Raw genomic sequence first — 17109 nt, 5'->3', positions numbered from 1 at the left:
CGACTACAACACCCCAGCCCAACGCTTAGCCGCCCTGCTCAACCAAGCTGCATAGAACCGCGTTGCATTAACTACTTGACTTTGAGGCCGCACAATCGCGGACATTGCACGCTGGCGACGCGACTCCTTCGCCGTCCGCGAGCCCGATACCCGCGTTCCCACATAGTTTTCGTAGACTGCACGGGTCCCAGTTACGAGGAGGCCCGCGATGCTGCGTCCGCACCGATTCGCCACCGAGATCGATCCTGGTCCCGTTCAGATCCAGGCACGCAAAGTGCACTTCGATCTCTCCGGAATCCCTTTGCATTGGATTCCCGGGCACCCGGTCGCTTCGACCATGGTGAATCTGTTCAATGTCGTGCTGCCGATGGCCGAACACTGGTTCGTCGCCACGTTCAACGAAGCCCTGCCGTATGTCCGCGACCCGAAGCTCGCCGACGACATGCGCGGATTCATCGGTCAGGAAGCGACCCACGCCGAGACCCACGACCAGGTGCTCACAGACTTCCTCACCGCCCACGGCGTGGACTACCAACCCGTGCTGACCATGGTCGACCACGTGTTCACCAACCTGCTGGCGCCGACGTCGTCGACCGACCCGCGGCGCAGGCTCAACGATCTGTGCGACCGGTTGTGGCTGATCGCCGCCATCGAGCACTACACCGCGGTACTCGGCGATTTCGTGCTGAACTGCACGTGGGAGGACTACGACGCCGATCCGACCATGACCGATCTGTTCCGCTGGCACGGCAGCGAAGAGGTCGAGCACCGCAGCGTGGCCCACGACGTGGCGGTGTACTTCCAGGACAGCTACTTCAGCCGCGTCCGGGCCATGTCGATCGCCGCGACCGCGGTGTACCTGTTCTTCCAGCGGGGCTGCTGGGCCCTGGTCAAGCGGGACCCGACGCTGGATCTCGGATGGTGGCAGATGCAGAAACTGCGCATGAAGGACTCCAAGCTGGGCCTGCTGCCCAAGTTCTCCCGGATGTTCGGGTCCAACACGCTGGCGTACTGCCGGCCGGGCTTCTCACCGGAGGAGATGGGGTCTACCGCCCAGGCCGTCGCCTACCTGGCCAGTTCACCCGCGGCGCGGGCCGCACACCTGTAGAGGGGCCGCCGCGATGCCGCTGCTGTCACCGTTGATCGATCGCTACCGCCGGCTCCCGCCGAGCGCCTCCGGGCGGTTCCGTCATGACCCGATGCTGGGCCTGGCCGATGTCGCCATCTCCACCATGTGGGGCATGACCCGGTATGTCCGGCGCCCCTCGCCGCCACCGGAACTCGACCGCACCATCGTGCTGACGGTCGTCGACCGTGAGGTCGTCGCCCACGACCAGGACGTCATCGCCGTGACCTTGGCCGCCGCCGACGGCACCGCCCTTCCCCGGTGGCATCCGGGGGCACACATCGACGTGCTGCTGGCCAGCGGCCGGGTGCGGCAGTACTCGCTGTGCGGGGATCCGTCCGCTCCCACGTACCGCATCGCGGTGCGGCGCATCCACGACGGCGGCGGCGGTTCCATCGAGGTGCACGAGAGCCTGCGGGCCGGCGCCCGGCTCACCACGCACGGCCCGCGCAACGCGTTCCCCCTGACGGTTCCGGGTTACGGCTCCCCCACCCAGCGGTTCCGGTTCATCGCCGGCGGCATCGGCATCACCCCGATCCTGCCGATGCTGGCCTTGGCACACCAGCTCGGGATCGACTGGTCGATGATCTACGCCGGTCGCAACCGCGAGAGCCTGCCCTTCCTGAGCGAGCTGGCGCGGTTCGGCGACCGGATCACGATCCACACCGATGACGCCAACGGTCTGCCCACCGCGGCCGATCTGCTGGGCGATTGTCCCGACGGCACCACGGTGTACGCCTGCGGGCCCGCGCCGATGCTGACCTCTGTGCGTGCCGCGCTGGCCGGACGCGACGACGTCGAGCTGCATTTCGAGCGGTTCGCCGCGCCACCGGTGGTCGACGGCGCCGAATTCTCGGTGTCGATCGCCTCGACCGGCACCGACCTGACCGTGGCCGCCGACGAGACGCTGCTGGCCGCGCTGCGACGCACCGGTGTGCCCGCGCCGTACTCCTGTCAGCAGGGTTTCTGCGGCACGTGCCGGGTCCGGGTGCTCGACGGCGCGGTGCAGCATCGCGACACCCTGCTGACCGATCCCGAACGGGCCGCGGGTTACCTGCTGACCTGCGTGTCCCGGGCCGACGAAGGCGAGCATCTCACGCTCGATCTCTAGCCCCGCGACGGTACTATTCCGCGCATGCCGCTGGCCCCTGGTGCGACTTTCGCGGGATATACGATCGTCCGACCGCTGGGATCCGGCGGCATGGGCGAGGTGTACCTCGCGCAGCATCCGCGGCTGCCGCGCCGTGATGCGCTGAAGGTGTTGCCGACGGCGGTCTCCGCCGACGGTGAGTACCGCGAACGGTTCAACCGGGAAGCCGACATCGCCGCATCGCTGTGGCACCCCCACATCGTGGCGATCCACGACCGCGGCGAAAGCCAGGGGCAGCTGTGGATCTCGATGGATTACGTCGACGGCACCGACGCCGCCAAGGCACTACGCGAGCGGCATCCGGGTGGCATGCCCAAGGATGAGGTGTGCGAGATCATCTCGGCGGTGGCCGAGGCACTCGACTACGCCCATCAGCGCGATCTGCTGCACCGCGACGTCAAGCCCGCCAACATCCTTCTCGCCCAGCCAGATTCCGATGGTCAGCGAATCCTGTTGGCCGACTTCGGCATCGCCCGCTATGCGAGTCAGGCCAGCGGGCTCACCGCCACCAACATGACCGTGGGTACCGTGGCCTACGCCGCCCCGGAGCAGCTGCTGGGGATGCATCTGGACGGACGCGCCGACCAATATGCGTTGGCGGCCACAGCTTTTCACCTCCTCACCGGCGCCCCGCCGTTCGAGAACTCGAATCCCGCGGTGGTGATCAGTCAGCATCTCTCGTCGTCGCCACCGGCACTGGCCGCCAGCCACCCGCATCTCGCCGCTCTCGATCCCGTGCTGACCAAGGCGATGGCCAAGGACCCGAACGACCGGTTCGAGCGTTGCGTGGACTTCGCCAGAGCCCTGCGGCATCAACTCAACGCAGGCGACGCCGACGGCACGCAACTCGCACCGGTCGCCACCGCCCCGCGCCGGCGTCTGCTGCGCCCAGCGGTGCTGATTCCCGCGGTGCTCGTGGTATTGCTGGTTGCGGCGATTGTCGTTGCGGCAGTGGAGTTCCGGCGTGCCGACGAGCGACCGACGGCGAAGACCACCACGCCGGCGCCGACCGCGACCACGGCCTCGCCCACCACAGCCGCGCCGCCTCCGCCGCCACCCGCACCGACAGAGACCATGACGGTCACGACGACAGCGCCGGCCGCGGTGGTGGTCGGCGCCAATTGCGAACCCAAGGGCGCGACCGGTACCACCGCCGACGGCACCACGGCGTACTGCTCGACGCTGCTGAGCAGCGGCGCCACCATCTGGTCGCTCACCCCGGACGACATTGCGAGCCCGACGGTGACTGTCGACCCCACCGAGACGCAACTGCCGACCACCGACGAGTCTCCGGTCCGGGTGTGCATGCAGCAGACCGGCAAGTCGCGGCTGGAATGCTGGATGTCGATTCGTCGCGGCAACGGTGCGCGATGAGCCTCGCCGTCGCCGACCGGCTGGCCCTGGCCGACTTGGTGCACCTGTACGCCGCCGCGGTGGACGACCGCCGATTCCGCGACGTGGCCGAATTGTTCACCGAGACAGCGGAATTGCGCCTTCCCGACCCGCCCCGCGAACTGCAGCCGGTGCGCCACTGGCACGGCCGCGACGGGGTGTTGTCGGCCTTGTCGTCATTGACCGAGGTGGCCCGCACCCAGCACGACATCGTCGGCGAGGTGTACGCCGCCGGGCCGGAGGCCGATTACGCACTGGGCAGGATCACGGCGGTGGCCCATCACTGGTCCTTCGGCCCGGAGCACCCGACCGATCTGGTGTGGCATCTGCGCTACGACGACGAGTATCTGCGCACCCCGGTTGGCTGGCGTATCCACGGCCGGGCGTTGACCATCAACGCTATCGAGACTCGGCCGTTGCGTCGCCTTCGTGGCACCCCGCCAAGTCCGGGGCGGCCATCAACTGATCCAGCAGGGGGCGCTGGCCGGCCAGCAGCTTCTCCCGGGCGGCGGCCACCGGAAACCAAGCGGCCCGGTCGACCTCGGGAAACTCCCTGATCTTCCCCGACCCCTTCGGCCATTCCATGGTGAAGGTGTTGCTGTGAACCGCCGTCGCGTCGAAGTCTCCGCGCACCGCGAATACCGTGACCACCTTGCCGCCGGCCTGCCGCACCGCGACCAGGTTGACCCGGGGTCCGTCGGGCGCCGCTGCGCCCAGCTCCTCGGTGAACTCCCGGCGGGCGACCGCCCACGGATCCTCACCGTCGGTGTACTCGCCCTTGGGCACCGACCAGGCTCCGTCGTCTTTACGTGCCCAGAACGGCCCGCCCGGATGGACGAGGAGGACTTCCACCAGGCCTGTGGTGACGCGGTACAGCAGCAATCCGGCACTCAATCTGGGCATTGGCTGCAGCCTACGGGGCCGCGCGGCGAAGGCGCGGCGCGATGACGGATGCTGGAGACATGACACGTTCCGGGCCGGCCCGGCGGTGGGATCCGCTGCGGCCACTGGACCTGCTGACGTCACTGTGGTCGGTGGCCGCCGTGACGCCGGTCACCGGAAGCGCGTCCGCGGCCTACCGGACGTTGTTCTTCACGGCGCGCCGCCTGGTGGTGGGGCGCCGGGTCGGCGTGCGACTCGACGATCGCGAGCTCACCCTGACCGTGACCGGGTTCGACTCACGGCTGGACCTGCGCGCGCTGTCCGCGGGCCAGATCGGCAATGTCCACCTGGCTGCCCGTGACATCCGTTGGGGCGATGCCACTTTCGAGCAGGCCACCGCAGTTCTGCGCAACGTGCACGTCACCGCGTCCACCCAGCCCGAGTTGGTGGCGGCCCCGGTCGAGTTGACGGTGCAGGTGCCGGCTCCCGTGCTCGATGATCTGTTCGCCTGGGCGGCTCCGCGGTACCGCGCCCAGGTGGGGCCCGACGGCGTCGCCCGGATCCGGCTGAACCGCAGGCCAGGGCTGGGTCACGTGGAGATCGACACGCGGCTGGACGGCTCGACACTGTGGCTGACGCCCAGCGCGGTGACTGTCGGCCGGCGACGCTGGGCGTTGGCTGCGCGGGTGCCGTCATATCCCGTGCAGTTGCCCGAGCTGCCGCACGGGCTGGTGTTGACCGGCATCGGTTTCGAACCGCATCTGCTGTGCCTGCAGGGGACGCTGCCGCAATGGCGGATGCCCGTCTCCCGCGCGCGGCCCGAGGACATCCTCGGCCAGCTCGGCGCCATGGGCGTCACGCTGAATCCCACCCGCCTGTTGCGCTGAGCGTTGCCACCATCACTTTGCTGGAGAAATGTGGCACCGGTCACGTCGAACATCTGAGACGGCCGTCTCACTCGCTGTGGTCGGTGATGCATCCGACAGCGTTCCAGACGCTGCGGACAAGATTTTGTCGCAGTTGGAATTAAACGGCTGAGCTGCCGGTTTAAGCAGATGTAACACATTCGGTTACCGGTGATGTGGCGCGCGACGAGGCGGCCGGCACGGGGGCCGTCGCCCGCTCGACGGACAACTTAAGAACGAAAGAAGGCACAGAAGATGAAGAAATTTGCATTTGCTAGCGCATTTGTCGGCGCAGCCGCGGCAGCCGTTATCGGACTCGCAGGCCCGGCTCAGGCAGCGCCGAGCGGACCTGGGAACGCCCAGCAGACGATCTCGGAGCTGCAGGCCCAGGGATACAACGTCATCGTCAACCGGACCGGCTCGACACCGCTGGACCAGGCCACTGTGGTCTCCGTGCGACCGGGCCAGACGTTCTCGCAGACCGACCACCGCAACCCGGGCGGCGATCTGCAGACCACCGTCACCGGCAAGACGGTTTACGTGGACGTGAAGTAACGCCGAACAGAACGAAACATCAAGAAGGGGCGCCCGTTTCGGGCGCCCCTTCGTCGTGTCCACCGGCGTGCCCGGCAGTTGCCACAGGTCGTCGCGGCGCTAGAGTCGCCAGAGTGCGAGGCTTCACCCGCTTTGTCGCACTCGGCGACAGTCAGACCGAAGGCCTGTGGGACGGCGACGACGACTCGGGCCTGCTGGGCTTTGCCGACCGTCTGGCGGTCCAGATCGACGGGCTCTACCCGGGCCTGGAGTACGCGAATCTCGCAGTGCGCGGGCATCGCATCGGCGACGTGCTCACCGGCCAACTGCCGCAGGCGTTGTCGATGCGTCCCGATCTGGTCACGGTCTGCATCGGGATGAACGACGTGACGCGGCCCGGCCGCGCCTTCCACCGGGCACTGGATGATCTGGACCGGATCTATGCGCGGCTGGCCGACTCGGGTGCCACGGTGGTCACGACGACGTTTCCCGATATCACCCAGATCCTGCCGGTGGGTCGCCTGCTGGGGAAGCGGGTCGTCCATATCAACGCCGCGATCTCCGAGGCGGCCGCGCACTACGGGTTCCGGCTGGTCGACCTCTACTCGGCCCCTTCGATGCGGGAACCACAGACCTGGAGTCCCGACCGAGTACACGGCTCGGCGCGGGGCCACGAACTGTTCGCGGCCGCGGCGGCCGAGGCGCTGGATTTGCCCGGCAGTAACCATGATTGGGCCCATGCGAGCGGTCCGATACTCCCCCAGTCGCTGCGCGCGAGGGTCTATTCGCAGGCATTGTGGACCCAGAACATGCTGATGCCCTGGATCTGGCGGCACCTGAGGGGTCGTTCCGCCGGGGCGGGGCGCAGCCCTCGTCGTCCGACGCTCATGAGTTTGAGCGCGTAGAACGCCGCTCAGACACCCTTCCACGCGGACTGGATTTCGGTGCCGATGTCGATGACCTTGGCCTTTTCCGATCCAGGACTGTCGATCTCGCCCGCGACGTGGGCAGCGATGAACCGTTTGATCTCGGCGTCCACCCCGGCCATGATGCGCAAGACCTCGGCGCGCAGCGATTTCGAGGTGACGTGGATGGAGATGTCCGAGGGCCGCGGTTTCTTGACGTCGAGGATCAGCAGCAACGGTTCAGCGGCCAACGCGGTGGCGCGCAGCGCGATCTCACCGAACACCATGAACTGCGGACGGTCGATCCGCAGGTCGATCACCATGTCGATCTCCAGCGGTATCCGGATGGAGAACGTGATCGTCTCGCCGACGTTGCGCGTCACACGCGGCTTCTGGATCTTCACGCGCGCGGAGACCTTGGCAATCTTGCCTGGTCCCTGGCCGATCGGGCCCATCTCGAATTCGCTGCCTGCGATCGCTCCGATCGCGTCCCCGACGCGTTCCTCGGAGACGGCGATCTCGAAGAATCTGCGGCCGAATTCTTCGTAGGTGATGTAGTCGTGGTCAGCCATGGTCCTGATACGGTCTCACGTCCGCCTGCCGAGGCGGTACAACCGGGCCGAAACCCATGTGCCGTTTCGGCTCACGCAGCGAAGTACCGCAACCGGCTGACCGTGAGTGGTCTGGGCGTCAGGTCCGCGATCAGCACGGCTCGGCCGCGCTCGCTTCGCAGCCGCGCCGCGACGCTGTAACCGGACGCGACCAGCTTCTCCCACTGCGCCCCCGCACACAGCTCGATCAGCTGTGATACCGCGAGCGGCCCGGTTTCCCCGGCATGCACAGCGGTGTCACGGGACAGCCTGCGGCGCACGGCGACCTCGTTACCCGCGCACAGCTCGTCGAGGAGCCCGGCGACCAGCCGCCTTCCGGGCCTACCCGCGCCACGGAAGCCCTCGGCAAAGCCCAGCGCGCCCATCGGGCCCTGGTTGCGCAGCAGGGCCCTGGACAGCTGCAGGCCGGCGGGCAGCGCCGCGAGACCGGCCCGCACGAACTGGACCACCATCTTGGGCAGCTCCCAGTACGCCTGCAGCTCGGCGATGCGCAGCTCCGGCGTCAGCACGTACCGCAGATAGGCCGGGATACGCATGGTCACCGCCCCCATGGCCACCTGCAATTCGAGGTCGCGAATGACCGTGGCGTCGGCGACGATGTCGACCGTCGGGTGGAAGGTGATCTGGCGCGGTCCGATGAACGTGTCGTAGAACCGTCCGATCTGCCTTGTCCCGCGGTGCGGGCGGGAGCCGACAGGGTCCTCGACCCGTCCGCCGTCAGCGAACAAACCGACCCAGCTCTCACGGTCGCGCGCGCCCGCCGCCTGCAGGGATCGGTGGGCGGCGGCGAGTCGATCAGCGGGTGTGAAAGCCATATGGTTCGTTTACCACCCTGGCATTCATCGGATGCGCGCACACTGGTGTTGACGCCCCGTCGGCTGAGGAGGACGTGATGAGCGGCAACGGACCATTCGGATTCGATCCCGAGGATTTCGACCGCGCCGCGCGTGAGGCACTGGACGGCATCGGCAGGCTTCTCGGGAGCGGCAGGCCGGGCTGGAGCGGTCTCGTCGATGAACTCGGCCGGTTCACGCGGCCCCGCACCGAGCCGGAGACGACAGGCGAGGCCGGCGACGGGGTGTGGGCGATCTACACCGTGGACGGTGACGGCGGCGCGCACATCGAACAGGTGTTTCCCACCGAGCTCGACGCGCTGCGCGCCAACAAGACCAACACCGATCCGACCCGGCGGGTCCGTTTCCTGCCGTACGGCATTGCGGTCAGCGTGCTCGACGCCGACACCGAGGATTGACTCGCAGCAAAAAGTGACCGGGCCGCCGCGGCACCGACTAGGCTGCAGCCCCAGGGCCGACGAGCCCGGCCGGTGGGCCGGTGAACCTGAGGGTGGGACATGATTCGCGAACTTTTGGTCACCGCGGCAGTCGCCGCGGCCGCTGTGGCAGCCGCTCCGGGGGCAGCGGCCGACGACAACAGCAACATGTACTTCGATCAGCCGGGCCACTACGCCACCGATGTGCCCGGCATGAGTTACGACGCATCCAACGGCGCGCCGTGCTTCAACTGGGAGACCAACGTCTTCGGCCGGGGTCCGGGCGGCGAGGCCATGCAGTGCCGGTGGATCCCCAATCAGTGGCCTCCGGTCGACACGGGCTTCTGGACCTACGCCTACCCGCTGCAGGGTGTGCAGCAGATCGGTTCGCCGTGCCCGGGCCCGCAGACCGCGGCGCAATCCCCCGATGGCCGACCTCTGTTGTGTCTCGGAGCGCAGGGCTGGCAGCCGGGCGTGCTGACCGGAGACGGCTTCTTCCCGCAGTAGGTAGACGAGGCCGGCACCGCCGGGTGACCTGGGCCACTCGGCCATACAGTGATGTGGTCGATGTATGGTCGAGTGACCTTTGAGTCCGCGCACACAGGAGTGCCATGAGCGGTGACGTGTTGTTCAACCTGTCGACAGTCTTTTCCTCGGTGGCTCGCGCCATCCCCGACCAGACCTTTCTGGTGTGGCGGGACCGCCGGTTGAGCTATGCCGACTTCGATGCGCGGGTCGACGGCTTCGCGCATTATCTGGTTTCAGCCGGTTTCGGGGTGCACACCGAGCGCGACGCGCTCGCGGGTCACGAGTCGGGCCAGGACCACCTCGGGATCTACCTGCGCAATGGCAACGAGTACCTCGAGTCGATGATCGGCAGCTACCGGGCGCGGGTGGCCGCGTTCAACGTCAGCTACCGCTACGTCGAGGAGGAGCTGCTGTATCTGCTCACCGACTCGAACGCCTCGGCGCTGATCTACAACGCCGAGTTCGCCCCGCGCGTCGCGGCGATCCGCGACCGGCTGCCGAACCTGCGGCTGCTCATCCAGGTGGCCGATGACTCCGGCAACGCATTACTGCCGGGCGCCGTCGACTACGAGACGGCTTTGACCACACCCGCGCCCGCTGCCGGCATGCCCGAGCCCTCGGGCGAGGACCTGTACATCCTCTACACCGGAGGCACCACGGGCATGCCGAAGGGTGTGCTGTGGCGCCAGCACGACATCTTCCTGTCCTCCATGGGCGGCCGGCCGTTCGGCAGCGACACCGCCATCGCGTCGTACGAAGAGCTCGCGGAGCGCGCCCGGACCGCCGCGGGCGGCATGTCGCTGTTGATGATCCCGCCGTTCATGCACGGAGCCGCGCAGTGGGCTGCCTACAACACCGTGACCATGGGCGGACGGCTCGTGATTCCCGACGACGTCGTGCGGATGCGACCCGACGCGGTGCTGCGGCTCGCGGAACGCGAACGGGTGCTGGGCATTCCGGTGGTGGGCGACGCCATCGCACGGCCGTTGGTGGACGAGATCGAGACGGGTGACTACGACCTCTCGGGCCTGATGACGATCACCAACGGTGGCGCACCGCTGTCCCCGACGGTCCGCGAGCGCATCCTGACCGCACTGCCGCACCTGATGCTGCTCGACGCGGTGGGTGCGTCGGAATCCGGCGCACAGATGAGCACCTATGCCACCGCGGGCGCGGATACCGAAGTGGCGACGTTCAATCCGCAGTCCGACACCGCGGTGATCGCCGAGGACCTGTCCCGGGCGCTCGGACCCGGCGAGGGCGGCGGCTGGCTGGCCCGGCGCGACCTGATCCCGCTGGGCTATCTGGGCGATGCCGAGAAAACCGCACGCACCTTCCCTACCGTCGCAGGCGTGCGTTGGTCGGTGCCGGGCGATCGGGCAAACGTGTTGGCCGACGGACGGATTCAGCTGCTGGGCCGTGATTCGGTCACCATCAACTCGGGTGGGGAGAAGATCTTCGCCGAAGAGGTCGAACGGGCCGTCGCGGCGCACCCCGCGGTCTACGACGTGGTGGTGGTCGGCCGCCCGTCCGAACGCTGGGGCAACGAGGTGGTGGCCGTCGTCCAGTTCGCCGAGGGTGCCACGGCCAGCGACGACGAACTGGCCGCCGTCTGTGAGCGCTCGATCGCGCGGTACAAGATCCCGAAGGCGTTCGTCCGGTCGGCGCAGATCGTCCGCTCCCCCGCCGGCAAGGCCGACTATCGCTGGGCCAAATCCGTTGCGATCCAGAATAATTCGGTTGACGCCTGAACCATCCCGAACTTCCGCGCATTCACGGCCGGCATCGCGAGGGTCGCACTGACATGGTGAGGGTACTGCACGAGCTCATCTCACAGGCGCCGAAGCCGGACCGACCCGCGCTGATCGGCGACGACGGAACAACGACCACGTTCGCCGAGTTCGAGCGTCAAACCCGTTCTGTCGCAGCCTGGATCACCGCGCGGACCCGCCCCGGCGACCGCGTTGCCGTCGTCGCCGACAACAGCGCCGGTTATGCGGCGCTGTACTACGGGGTGCCCCGCAGCGGCCGCGTGCTCACGTTGATCAACCAGCGACTCGCCGCTGCAGAGCAAGCCGCTCAACTGACCCTCACCCGGCCTACGGTGCTGTTCGGCGACAGCCGCTATCTGGCGGCGCTGCCCTCCGCGACCGCCGAGCACATCGTCGCGTTCGGCTCGGCCGATTGGCAGGTCGCCGTCAGCGGCGCGGCGCACTTCTCCGACGTGGTCCAGCCCGACGACCCTGCGTGGCTGCTGTTCACCAGCGGTTCGACCGGAGTGCCGAAAGGCGTTGTCCACAGCCATCGTTCGCTCCTGACCGCGGTCAGGGGCACGGTCGAGGGCCGGTCGGTCGAATCCGGCGGGGTCTATCTGCTGCCCTTCCCGATGTGCCACATCGCGGGCTACAACATGCTCGTGCACCACTGCACCGGGTCGACGGTGGTGCTCACCGCCCAGTTCCGCCCTGAGACGTTCGCCGACCTGGTCGCCGAGCACGAAGTGCGGTCATGTTCGCTGGCGCCGACCATGTTGCACGCACTGCTGGGCTATCTCGACCGCTCGGGCCGGTCGCTTCCGACACTGCGCTCGGTGGCATACGGCTCGGCCGCCATGCCGCTGGACCTGCTGCGCCGGGCCATCGACACGCTCGGCGTGGATTTCCACCAGGGCTACGGCATGACCGAAACCGGCGGGAACGTCACGTTTCTCGGGCCGGCCGAGCACCGCGCGGGCGCGGCGGGCGATGCCGAGATCCTGTCGAGTGCCGGCTATCCGCACCGCGAGGTCGAGGTGGCCATCGTCGACCAGGCCGGAGTGCGGCTACCACCGTCGGGGGTCGGAGAGATCATGATCCGCGGCGCTCAGGTCACCCCCCGGTACTGGCCGGACGGTCCGAGCACCACCGACGGCTGGCTGCCAACCGGGGACGTGGGACGCATGGACGTCGACGGCAGGCTGTACGTGGTGGACCGGCTCAAGGACATCATCGTCACCGGCGGGGAGAACGTGTCGTCGCGCGAAGTGGAGGACGTGCTGTCGCTGCATCCGGACGTGGACATGGTGGCCGTGGTCGGGGTGCCCGACGACTACTGGGGTGAGGCGGTCTGCGCGGTGGTGGTCCCGGTGGCTGGTCGGCAGCTGACTGCGGCCGATCTCATCGCTCATGTCCGTTCGGCCATCGCAGGTTTCAAGCGACCCCGTGAGGTGCTGTTCGTCGAGGAGCTGCCGTTGACGGGTAACGGCAAGGTGGCCAAGGCCCGGGTGCGCGACTACGCGCGGTCGATCCTGGGACGCCACGGCGTCAATGCTGAGGCGCCGCCCCCAGCGTCGTGAGCAGATCGGGCTTCATCCGCTGCAGTTCCTGACCCCAGTAACCCCAGCTGTGGATCCCGTCGGGAAAGTCGAACACACCGTTGCGCCCACCCGCGGCGAGGTAGGCGTCGGTGAATGCGTGGTTGGAGTCGATCGCGAAGCCCTCGAGGAAACCCAGCCCGCCGATGGGGGCGTCCGGGCTGGCGAGCGACGGGTCGCGCGCGGTGCCGTTGCCGCAATAGATCCAGATGCGGGTGTTGTCGGCGACCAGGCGCCCGACGTTGACCGTGGGATCGTTACGGGCCCAGGCGGGATCACCCGGCGGCCCCCACATGGCATCCGGGTTGAATCCGCCGTTCCACATCATGGCGATACGCACCTTGGCGGGCCAGTCGGCGGCCGAGAGATTCAGAAAGCCCGACAGCGAGCCCGCGTAGATGAACTGCTGGGGGTGATAAGCAGCCAGCACCAGCGCCGACGAGCCGCCCATGGACAGGCCGACCACGGCGTTGCCCGACGCTGCGACAGCGCGGTTGGCACTCAGCCAGGCGGGCAGCTCGTCGGTCAGGAACGTCTCCCACTTGTACGTGTAGGTGCCCCCGTTACCCACAGCAGGGGCATACCAGTCGCTGTAGAAACTCGATTTGCCACCGACCGGCATCACCACGGATATCCCGGTGCCCTGGTACCAGTCGAACGCGGCGGTGTTGATGTCCCAGCCGTTGCGGTCGTCGCCGGCCTCCATGCTGTCCAGCAGGTACAGCGCGTGCGATCCCGCCCCGCCGTCGAGAAACTGGACCCGTACATCACGAGCCATCGCCGCGGACGGCACCAGCAGTATTTCGCTCGGCGCGTTCGAATATGCCCGTGCCAGCGGAGAACTGGCGATGCCAGAGAGGCCCGGCGCGGCGAGCGAAAGCAGGGCCGCCAGCATCGCGACCATGCATCGCCGGGAGGCTGCAACGATGGTCATCAGCGCCCCATCCCGCCGCGCGCGTGCGCTCACATGGACGACGCGGCCAACCCCTCGAACGGCCCCGACATTGCCTGACAATACGCGATGTCCAACAGTTTTCGACACGTTTTGCAGAATTCCGACATTCGTCAATTTGACGGTTGCGATAATCGATGGCACGGACATTGCTGGTGCTCACGTCCGTCACCATCGCCACGGCAGGAGGCCGAATATGACCGGCAAAGAACAAGACTGGAGCAAGCCGGCGGCCATGGCCATCCCCAAAGAGGGCTACTTCGAGCTGCAACGCGGGCGCTACGGGCCGCTCTACCCGAAAACGCCTGCCTGCTACGGCTTTTCGATCATCGCCAAGGTCAAAGAGGGACGCGAAGAGGCCGTTCGCGCCTACGGTAAGCAAATCGAGGAAGCGGTTGCGGGCACCCCGGATGTCTTGGCCCCATTGCGACTGCACTATTTGCGATGGCAATTATTCGATGTGGGCTCGGGATTGCATTTTCAGTACCAGGGAATCTTCGACACCGACTTCGACAAATACACCGAGGACGCGGTCGCCCTGTTCAGCGCCACCGGTATCACGACAGTCTTCACCAACTTGGAGGGCTTCCCCGAGGATTGGAAGGAGAATCCGGCGGCGTTCGTGAAATTCGTCCGGGAGCATCAGGTCCCCAGCTTTCTCGAGTACGGCGAGTACCCATACGTCACCGCCGACGAGATCAAGAAGGCGCTTCGGCTCAAGGCGGCGTTCTCTGACATGCTCGATCAGATGCAATGACCGATACACCACTGGACGCCGTCCGGGCGTATCTGGATGCCTTCAATGCCGGTGACCCCGCGGCGATGTCGGCGTTGTTCGCACCGGACGGTTCCATCCTCGACGGCATGGCCCCGCACCTGTGGCTGGGCCCGACGGCCGCGGCGGACTGGTATCGAGATGTGTTGACCGAAGGCGCACATCTGGGTGCGTCGGGGTACGAGGTCACCATCGGCGAGCCGGCGCACAACACCGTCACCGGCGACAGCGCCTACGTGGTGGTGCCGGCCACCATGACGTTCGATCTCGGCGGCACCACGATCACCCAGACCGGGGCGACGTTCACGGTGGCACTGCGCCGTGGCGCCGACGGATGGCGGGTCGCGGCGTGGGCCTGGGCAAAAGGGGCGCAACAGCAGTGACCGAAGCCGCGATCGAGTCGCTCGAATTCGACGACATCCAGCACATCCTGCTGACGCGCACGCCGGCGATCACCGGGCGCTACGAGTTCCTCACCTTCGACACCCCCGCCGGCGGTCGGGCGTGGCTGTCGGAGCTGCTCGACAAGGTCCAGTCGGCAGCCGATGTCCAGGCCACCATGGACTCGTCGGATCGCTGGGTCACGCTCGCGTTCACCTGGACGGGCCTGCGGGCGCTCGGAGTGCCCGAGGACGCGCTGGCCAGCTTTCCCGATGCCTTCCGCGAAGGAATGGCCGCGCGCGCAAGCATTCTCGGCGATACCGGCGCCAACGCTCCCGAACATTGGGTGGGAGGGCTGGCCGGTGAGGATCTGCATGCCATCGCGATCTTGTTCTCCCGCACCGACGAACAGTGCCGCCGGTCCATCGCCGAACACGACAAGCTGCTGGCACGCACCGACGGGGTACGCAGCCTGTCGCATCTCGACCTCAACGCCACACCCCCGTTCATCTACGCCCACGACCATTTCGGGTTCCGCGATCGGCTGTCCCAACCGGTGATGAAGGGATCCGGTGAGGAACCGACCCCGGGTTCCGGGGACCCGCTGGAACCCGGCGAGTTCATCCTGGGCTACCCCGACGAGGACGGCCCGGTCACGCTCCTGCCGCAACCACCCGAACTGTCGCGCAACGGAAGTTACATGGCCTACCGGCGACTGGAGGAACACGTCGCGGCGTTCCGCGAGTATCTGCGGGCCCACTCTGAGAGCGCGGAGGGTGCGGATCTGCTGGCCGCGAAGTTCATGGGCCGCTGGCGCAGCGGTGCCCCACTGGTGCTGGCCCCCGATCACGACGATCCCGAGTTGGGCGCAGACCCCATGCGCAACAACGACTTCGGATACAAGGAGATGGACCCGTTCGGCTACGCCTGCCCCCTCGGCTCACACGCCCGCAGGCTCAATCCGCGCGACACCGCGCACAACATGAACCGGCGACGGATGATCCGCCGCGGTGCGACCTACGGGCCCGCACTGCCAGAAGGTGCACCCGATGACGGTGTCGATCGCGGCATCGCGGCGTTCATCATTTGCGCAAACCTGGTGCGGCAGTTCGAGTTCGCACAGAATGTCTGGATCAACGACAAGACGTTCCACGAACTCGGCAACGAGCACGACCCGATCTGCGGCACCCAGGACGGAACGCTCGACTTCACCGCACCCAAGCGGCCGATTCGCAAGGTGTACAAGGGCATTCCCGCGTTCACCACACTGCGGGGCGGCGCGTACTTTTTCCTGCCGGGGCTGCGGGCCCTGCATTACCTCGCTTCACTTCGGGAGTCGTCATGACCGCCGCACGTACCTACAACCAGCTTCATCTGCCCCGTGCACACGACGGGCACCGACGCATCAGCATCTACTGGACGTGGAGCTACCCGTGGGAAGCTCAGCGGGACCCGGCGGAGATGTACAACCGGTTCTCCACCATGACCGAGGTCCGCAACGTGTTGTGGCCTGCCTATGAGACCCAGGAGTACGACGCCGCGCATTTCCTGCAGGGCATCGCGGGCACGCTCGAACTCTTCCACCGGTCCACCCTGGCCTTCCAGGAGCTGGCCGGATCGGTCACCGGGCACCCGGTGGCGGTCTTCCAGCGCATCGATCAAGCCGGTTACCACCTGCCGATCGACGAAGGCATCCTGGACGATTGCGACACCTTGATGGTGTTCGGACTCGACCATCTGCTCTCCGAACAGGAAGCCGCCCCCGAGGAAGTCGAGGCCATCAAGCAGTGGCTGCGCCGCGAAGGCACCTGCCTGCTGCTGGCGCCGCACCACGACGTCGGGTTCACCGCCGACTTCGACCAGCGCCAGATGGAGTACTTGCATCACGGTGATCCCCTGGTGCCCCGTCAGCAGCGCTTCGGTCAGTACACCCGGTCCTTGATGACGGGGCTCGGGGTTCCGGTGCACAACAATTGGGGTCTGCGCCCTGCCGTCGTGCCGGGCACCACCGAGATTGCCCCGCTGACGGGCAACCATGACCTGGACTCTCCCCGATTGCTGGCCAACGTCACCACGTTCAACTTCCATCCCCACCTACCGCACTACGAGCTCACCGCGCCGGAAAACGACGAGCTGCGGGTACTGGGACGCCAACTCGTCGACCCCACCCGGCCGCACCCGTTCACCGCGGCGGGCAACACCGAGTTCAACGCGTTGATCTGGATGCCGCCTGCCGCCGACCGCGCGGGCGACATCGTGCTGGTGGACTCCACCAACTTCACGACGCTGTTCGGCGGCACCGACAGCCTGAAGAACTTCTGGAACAACCTCGCGACGATGCGCTAG

General features: G+C 67.2%; 18 protein-coding genes and 1 pseudogene. 15 read left to right on the top strand and 4 right to left on the bottom strand.

The genetic code is table 11. From position 1 onward, the window contains the following. Positions 1-208: 208 nt before the first annotated feature. The 4 genes and pseudogenes from RMCB_RS18450 to RMCB_RS18435 form a co-directional block, all read left to right on the top strand. Positions 209-1108: a metal-dependent hydrolase gene (locus RMCB_RS18450; protein WP_062829944.1), complete on the top strand. Its 900-nt coding sequence runs from the start codon at positions 209-211 to the stop codon at positions 1106-1108. 13 nt (positions 1109-1121) lie between these two features. Continuing rightward, positions 1122-2237 carry a PDR/VanB family oxidoreductase gene (locus tag RMCB_RS18445; protein WP_062829943.1) on the top strand — a complete coding sequence of 372 codons (1116 nt, stop codon included), beginning with the start codon at positions 1122-1124 and terminating at the stop codon, positions 2235-2237. 24 nt (positions 2238-2261) lie between these two features. Continuing rightward, the gene (locus RMCB_RS18440; RefSeq protein WP_062829942.1) at positions 2262-3650 is read left to right on the top strand and encodes a serine/threonine-protein kinase; all 1389 of its coding nucleotides are present in this window, start codon (positions 2262-2264) and stop codon (positions 3648-3650) included. Then, positions 3611-3991, top strand: a pseudogene (locus RMCB_RS18435) (nuclear transport factor 2 family protein); the annotation flags it as partial. The gene RMCB_RS18440 and the pseudogene RMCB_RS18435, both read left to right, overlap by 40 nt. Positions 3992-4067: 76 nt before the next feature. Here RMCB_RS18435 and RMCB_RS18430 read toward each other — a convergent pair. Then, positions 4068-4571 (bottom strand): NUDIX hydrolase, encoded by a 504-nt coding sequence (locus RMCB_RS18430; protein ID WP_062829940.1) that lies wholly within the window; start codon positions 4569-4571, stop codon positions 4068-4070. Positions 4572-4630: 59 nt separating this feature from the next. Between RMCB_RS18430 and RMCB_RS18425 the strand changes: the two genes are divergently transcribed. From RMCB_RS18425 to RMCB_RS18415, 3 genes are all read left to right on the top strand, one after another. After that, complete coding sequence (locus tag RMCB_RS18425) at positions 4631-5437, top strand: hypothetical protein (protein ID WP_062829939.1); 807 nt, start codon at positions 4631-4633, stop codon at positions 5435-5437. Between the two features lie 273 nt (positions 5438-5710). Continuing rightward, a complete protein-coding gene (locus RMCB_RS18420; protein WP_029366199.1) occupies positions 5711-6010 on the top strand; it encodes a hypothetical protein in 300 nt (99 codons plus the stop codon). A gap of 113 nt (positions 6011-6123) precedes the next feature. Then, positions 6124-6894 carry an SGNH/GDSL hydrolase family protein gene (locus RMCB_RS18415; RefSeq protein WP_062829938.1) on the top strand — a complete coding sequence of 257 codons (771 nt, stop codon included), beginning with the start codon at positions 6124-6126 and terminating at the stop codon, positions 6892-6894. A gap of 8 nt (positions 6895-6902) precedes the next feature. Here the strand turns inward: RMCB_RS18415 and RMCB_RS18410 are convergent, their stop codons facing one another. Together RMCB_RS18410 and RMCB_RS18405 are read right to left on the bottom strand one after the other, a co-directional pair. Further along, positions 6903-7466, bottom strand: a complete 564-nt coding sequence (locus RMCB_RS18410) for a hypothetical protein (RefSeq protein ID WP_029366201.1) — start codon at positions 7464-7466, stop codon at positions 6903-6905. Positions 7467-7537: 71 nt separating this feature from the next. Continuing rightward, complete coding sequence (locus RMCB_RS18405; RefSeq protein WP_062829937.1) at positions 7538-8320, bottom strand: ketosteroid isomerase family protein; 783 nt, start codon at positions 8318-8320, stop codon at positions 7538-7540. Positions 8321-8397: 77 nt separating this feature from the next. Between RMCB_RS18405 and RMCB_RS18400 the strand changes: the two genes are divergently transcribed. From RMCB_RS18400 to RMCB_RS18385, 4 genes are all read left to right on the top strand, one after another. Continuing rightward, positions 8398-8757, top strand: coding sequence for an Rv0313 family protein (locus RMCB_RS18400; protein ID WP_029366203.1), 360 nt, complete (start codon positions 8398-8400; stop codon positions 8755-8757). Between the two features lie 99 nt (positions 8758-8856). Further along, entirely contained in the window at positions 8857-9282 is a 426-nt protein-coding gene (locus RMCB_RS18395; protein WP_029366204.1) for a hypothetical protein, read from the top strand. Between the two features lie 104 nt (positions 9283-9386). Then, positions 9387-11054: an acyl-CoA synthetase gene (locus RMCB_RS18390; protein ID WP_062829936.1), complete on the top strand. Its 1668-nt coding sequence runs from the start codon at positions 9387-9389 to the stop codon at positions 11052-11054. A gap of 53 nt (positions 11055-11107) precedes the next feature. Further along, positions 11108-12637: an AMP-binding protein gene (locus tag RMCB_RS18385; protein WP_062829935.1), complete on the top strand. Its 1530-nt coding sequence runs from the start codon at positions 11108-11110 to the stop codon at positions 12635-12637. Here RMCB_RS18385 and RMCB_RS18380 read toward each other — a convergent pair. Further along, positions 12606-13589, bottom strand: a complete 984-nt coding sequence (locus tag RMCB_RS18380; protein WP_062829952.1) for an esterase family protein — start codon at positions 13587-13589, stop codon at positions 12606-12608. The two genes, RMCB_RS18385 and RMCB_RS18380, sit on opposite strands and share 32 nt — an antisense overlap. A gap of 214 nt (positions 13590-13803) precedes the next feature. On the opposite strand from RMCB_RS18380, the gene RMCB_RS18375 reads away from it, so the two are divergent. Genes RMCB_RS18375 through RMCB_RS18360 form a run of 4 tightly spaced genes read left to right on the top strand, consistent with a single transcriptional unit; the run spans position 13804 to position 17109 of the window. Continuing rightward, positions 13804-14364, top strand: coding sequence for a hypothetical protein (locus RMCB_RS18375; RefSeq protein WP_062829934.1), 561 nt, complete (start codon positions 13804-13806; stop codon positions 14362-14364). Then, positions 14361-14765 carry a YybH family protein gene (locus RMCB_RS18370; RefSeq protein ID WP_062829933.1) on the top strand — a complete coding sequence of 135 codons (405 nt, stop codon included), beginning with the start codon at positions 14361-14363 and terminating at the stop codon, positions 14763-14765. The genes RMCB_RS18375 and RMCB_RS18370 overlap by 4 nt, the downstream gene beginning before the upstream one ends. Beyond that, a complete protein-coding gene (locus tag RMCB_RS18365) occupies positions 14762-16108 on the top strand; it encodes a Dyp-type peroxidase (RefSeq protein WP_234792168.1) in 1347 nt (448 codons plus the stop codon). The genes RMCB_RS18370 and RMCB_RS18365 overlap by 4 nt, the downstream gene beginning before the upstream one ends. Further along, positions 16105-17109 (top strand): hypothetical protein, encoded by a 1005-nt coding sequence (locus RMCB_RS18360; protein ID WP_062829932.1) that lies wholly within the window; start codon positions 16105-16107, stop codon positions 17107-17109. The genes RMCB_RS18365 and RMCB_RS18360 overlap by 4 nt, the downstream gene beginning before the upstream one ends.

The sequence above is a fragment of the Mycolicibacterium brisbanense genome (assembly GCF_001570425.1).
Taxonomy (GTDB): domain Bacteria; phylum Actinomycetota; class Actinomycetes; order Mycobacteriales; family Mycobacteriaceae; genus Mycobacterium; species Mycobacterium brisbanense.
This window is presented reverse-complemented; position numbering and strand designations above follow the sequence as displayed.

Excerpts from the sequence above, each read along its gene's own strand:
- RMCB_RS18450 (WP_062829944.1), top strand. The coding sequence starts at position 209 with ATGCTGCGTCCGCACCGATTCGCCACCGAGATCGATCCTGGTCCCGTT.
- RMCB_RS18445 (WP_062829943.1), top strand. The coding sequence starts at position 1,122 with ATGCCGCTGCTGTCACCGTTGATCGATCGCTACCGCCGGCTCCCGCCG.
- RMCB_RS18440 (WP_062829942.1), top strand. The coding sequence starts at position 2,262 with ATGCCGCTGGCCCCTGGTGCGACTTTCGCGGGATATACGATCGTCCGA.
- RMCB_RS18430 (WP_062829940.1), bottom strand. The coding sequence starts at position 4,571 with ATGCCCAGATTGAGTGCCGGATTGCTGCTGTACCGCGTCACCACAGGC.
- RMCB_RS18425 (WP_062829939.1), top strand. The coding sequence starts at position 4,631 with ATGACACGTTCCGGGCCGGCCCGGCGGTGGGATCCGCTGCGGCCACTG.
- RMCB_RS18420 (WP_029366199.1), top strand. The coding sequence starts at position 5,711 with ATGAAGAAATTTGCATTTGCTAGCGCATTTGTCGGCGCAGCCGCGGCA.
- RMCB_RS18410 (WP_029366201.1), bottom strand. The coding sequence starts at position 7,466 with ATGGCTGACCACGACTACATCACCTACGAAGAATTCGGCCGCAGATTC.
- RMCB_RS18405 (WP_062829937.1), bottom strand. The coding sequence starts at position 8,320 with ATGGCTTTCACACCCGCTGATCGACTCGCCGCCGCCCACCGATCCCTG.
- RMCB_RS18400 (WP_029366203.1), top strand. The coding sequence starts at position 8,398 with ATGAGCGGCAACGGACCATTCGGATTCGATCCCGAGGATTTCGACCGC.
- RMCB_RS18395 (WP_029366204.1), top strand. The coding sequence starts at position 8,857 with ATGATTCGCGAACTTTTGGTCACCGCGGCAGTCGCCGCGGCCGCTGTG.
- RMCB_RS18390 (WP_062829936.1), top strand. The coding sequence starts at position 9,387 with ATGAGCGGTGACGTGTTGTTCAACCTGTCGACAGTCTTTTCCTCGGTG.
- RMCB_RS18385 (WP_062829935.1), top strand. The coding sequence starts at position 11,108 with ATGGTGAGGGTACTGCACGAGCTCATCTCACAGGCGCCGAAGCCGGAC.
- RMCB_RS18380 (WP_062829952.1), bottom strand. The coding sequence starts at position 13,589 with ATGACCATCGTTGCAGCCTCCCGGCGATGCATGGTCGCGATGCTGGCG.
- RMCB_RS18375 (WP_062829934.1), top strand. The coding sequence starts at position 13,804 with ATGACCGGCAAAGAACAAGACTGGAGCAAGCCGGCGGCCATGGCCATC.
- RMCB_RS18370 (WP_062829933.1), top strand. The coding sequence starts at position 14,361 with ATGACCGATACACCACTGGACGCCGTCCGGGCGTATCTGGATGCCTTC.
- RMCB_RS18360 (WP_062829932.1), top strand. The coding sequence starts at position 16,105 with ATGACCGCCGCACGTACCTACAACCAGCTTCATCTGCCCCGTGCACAC.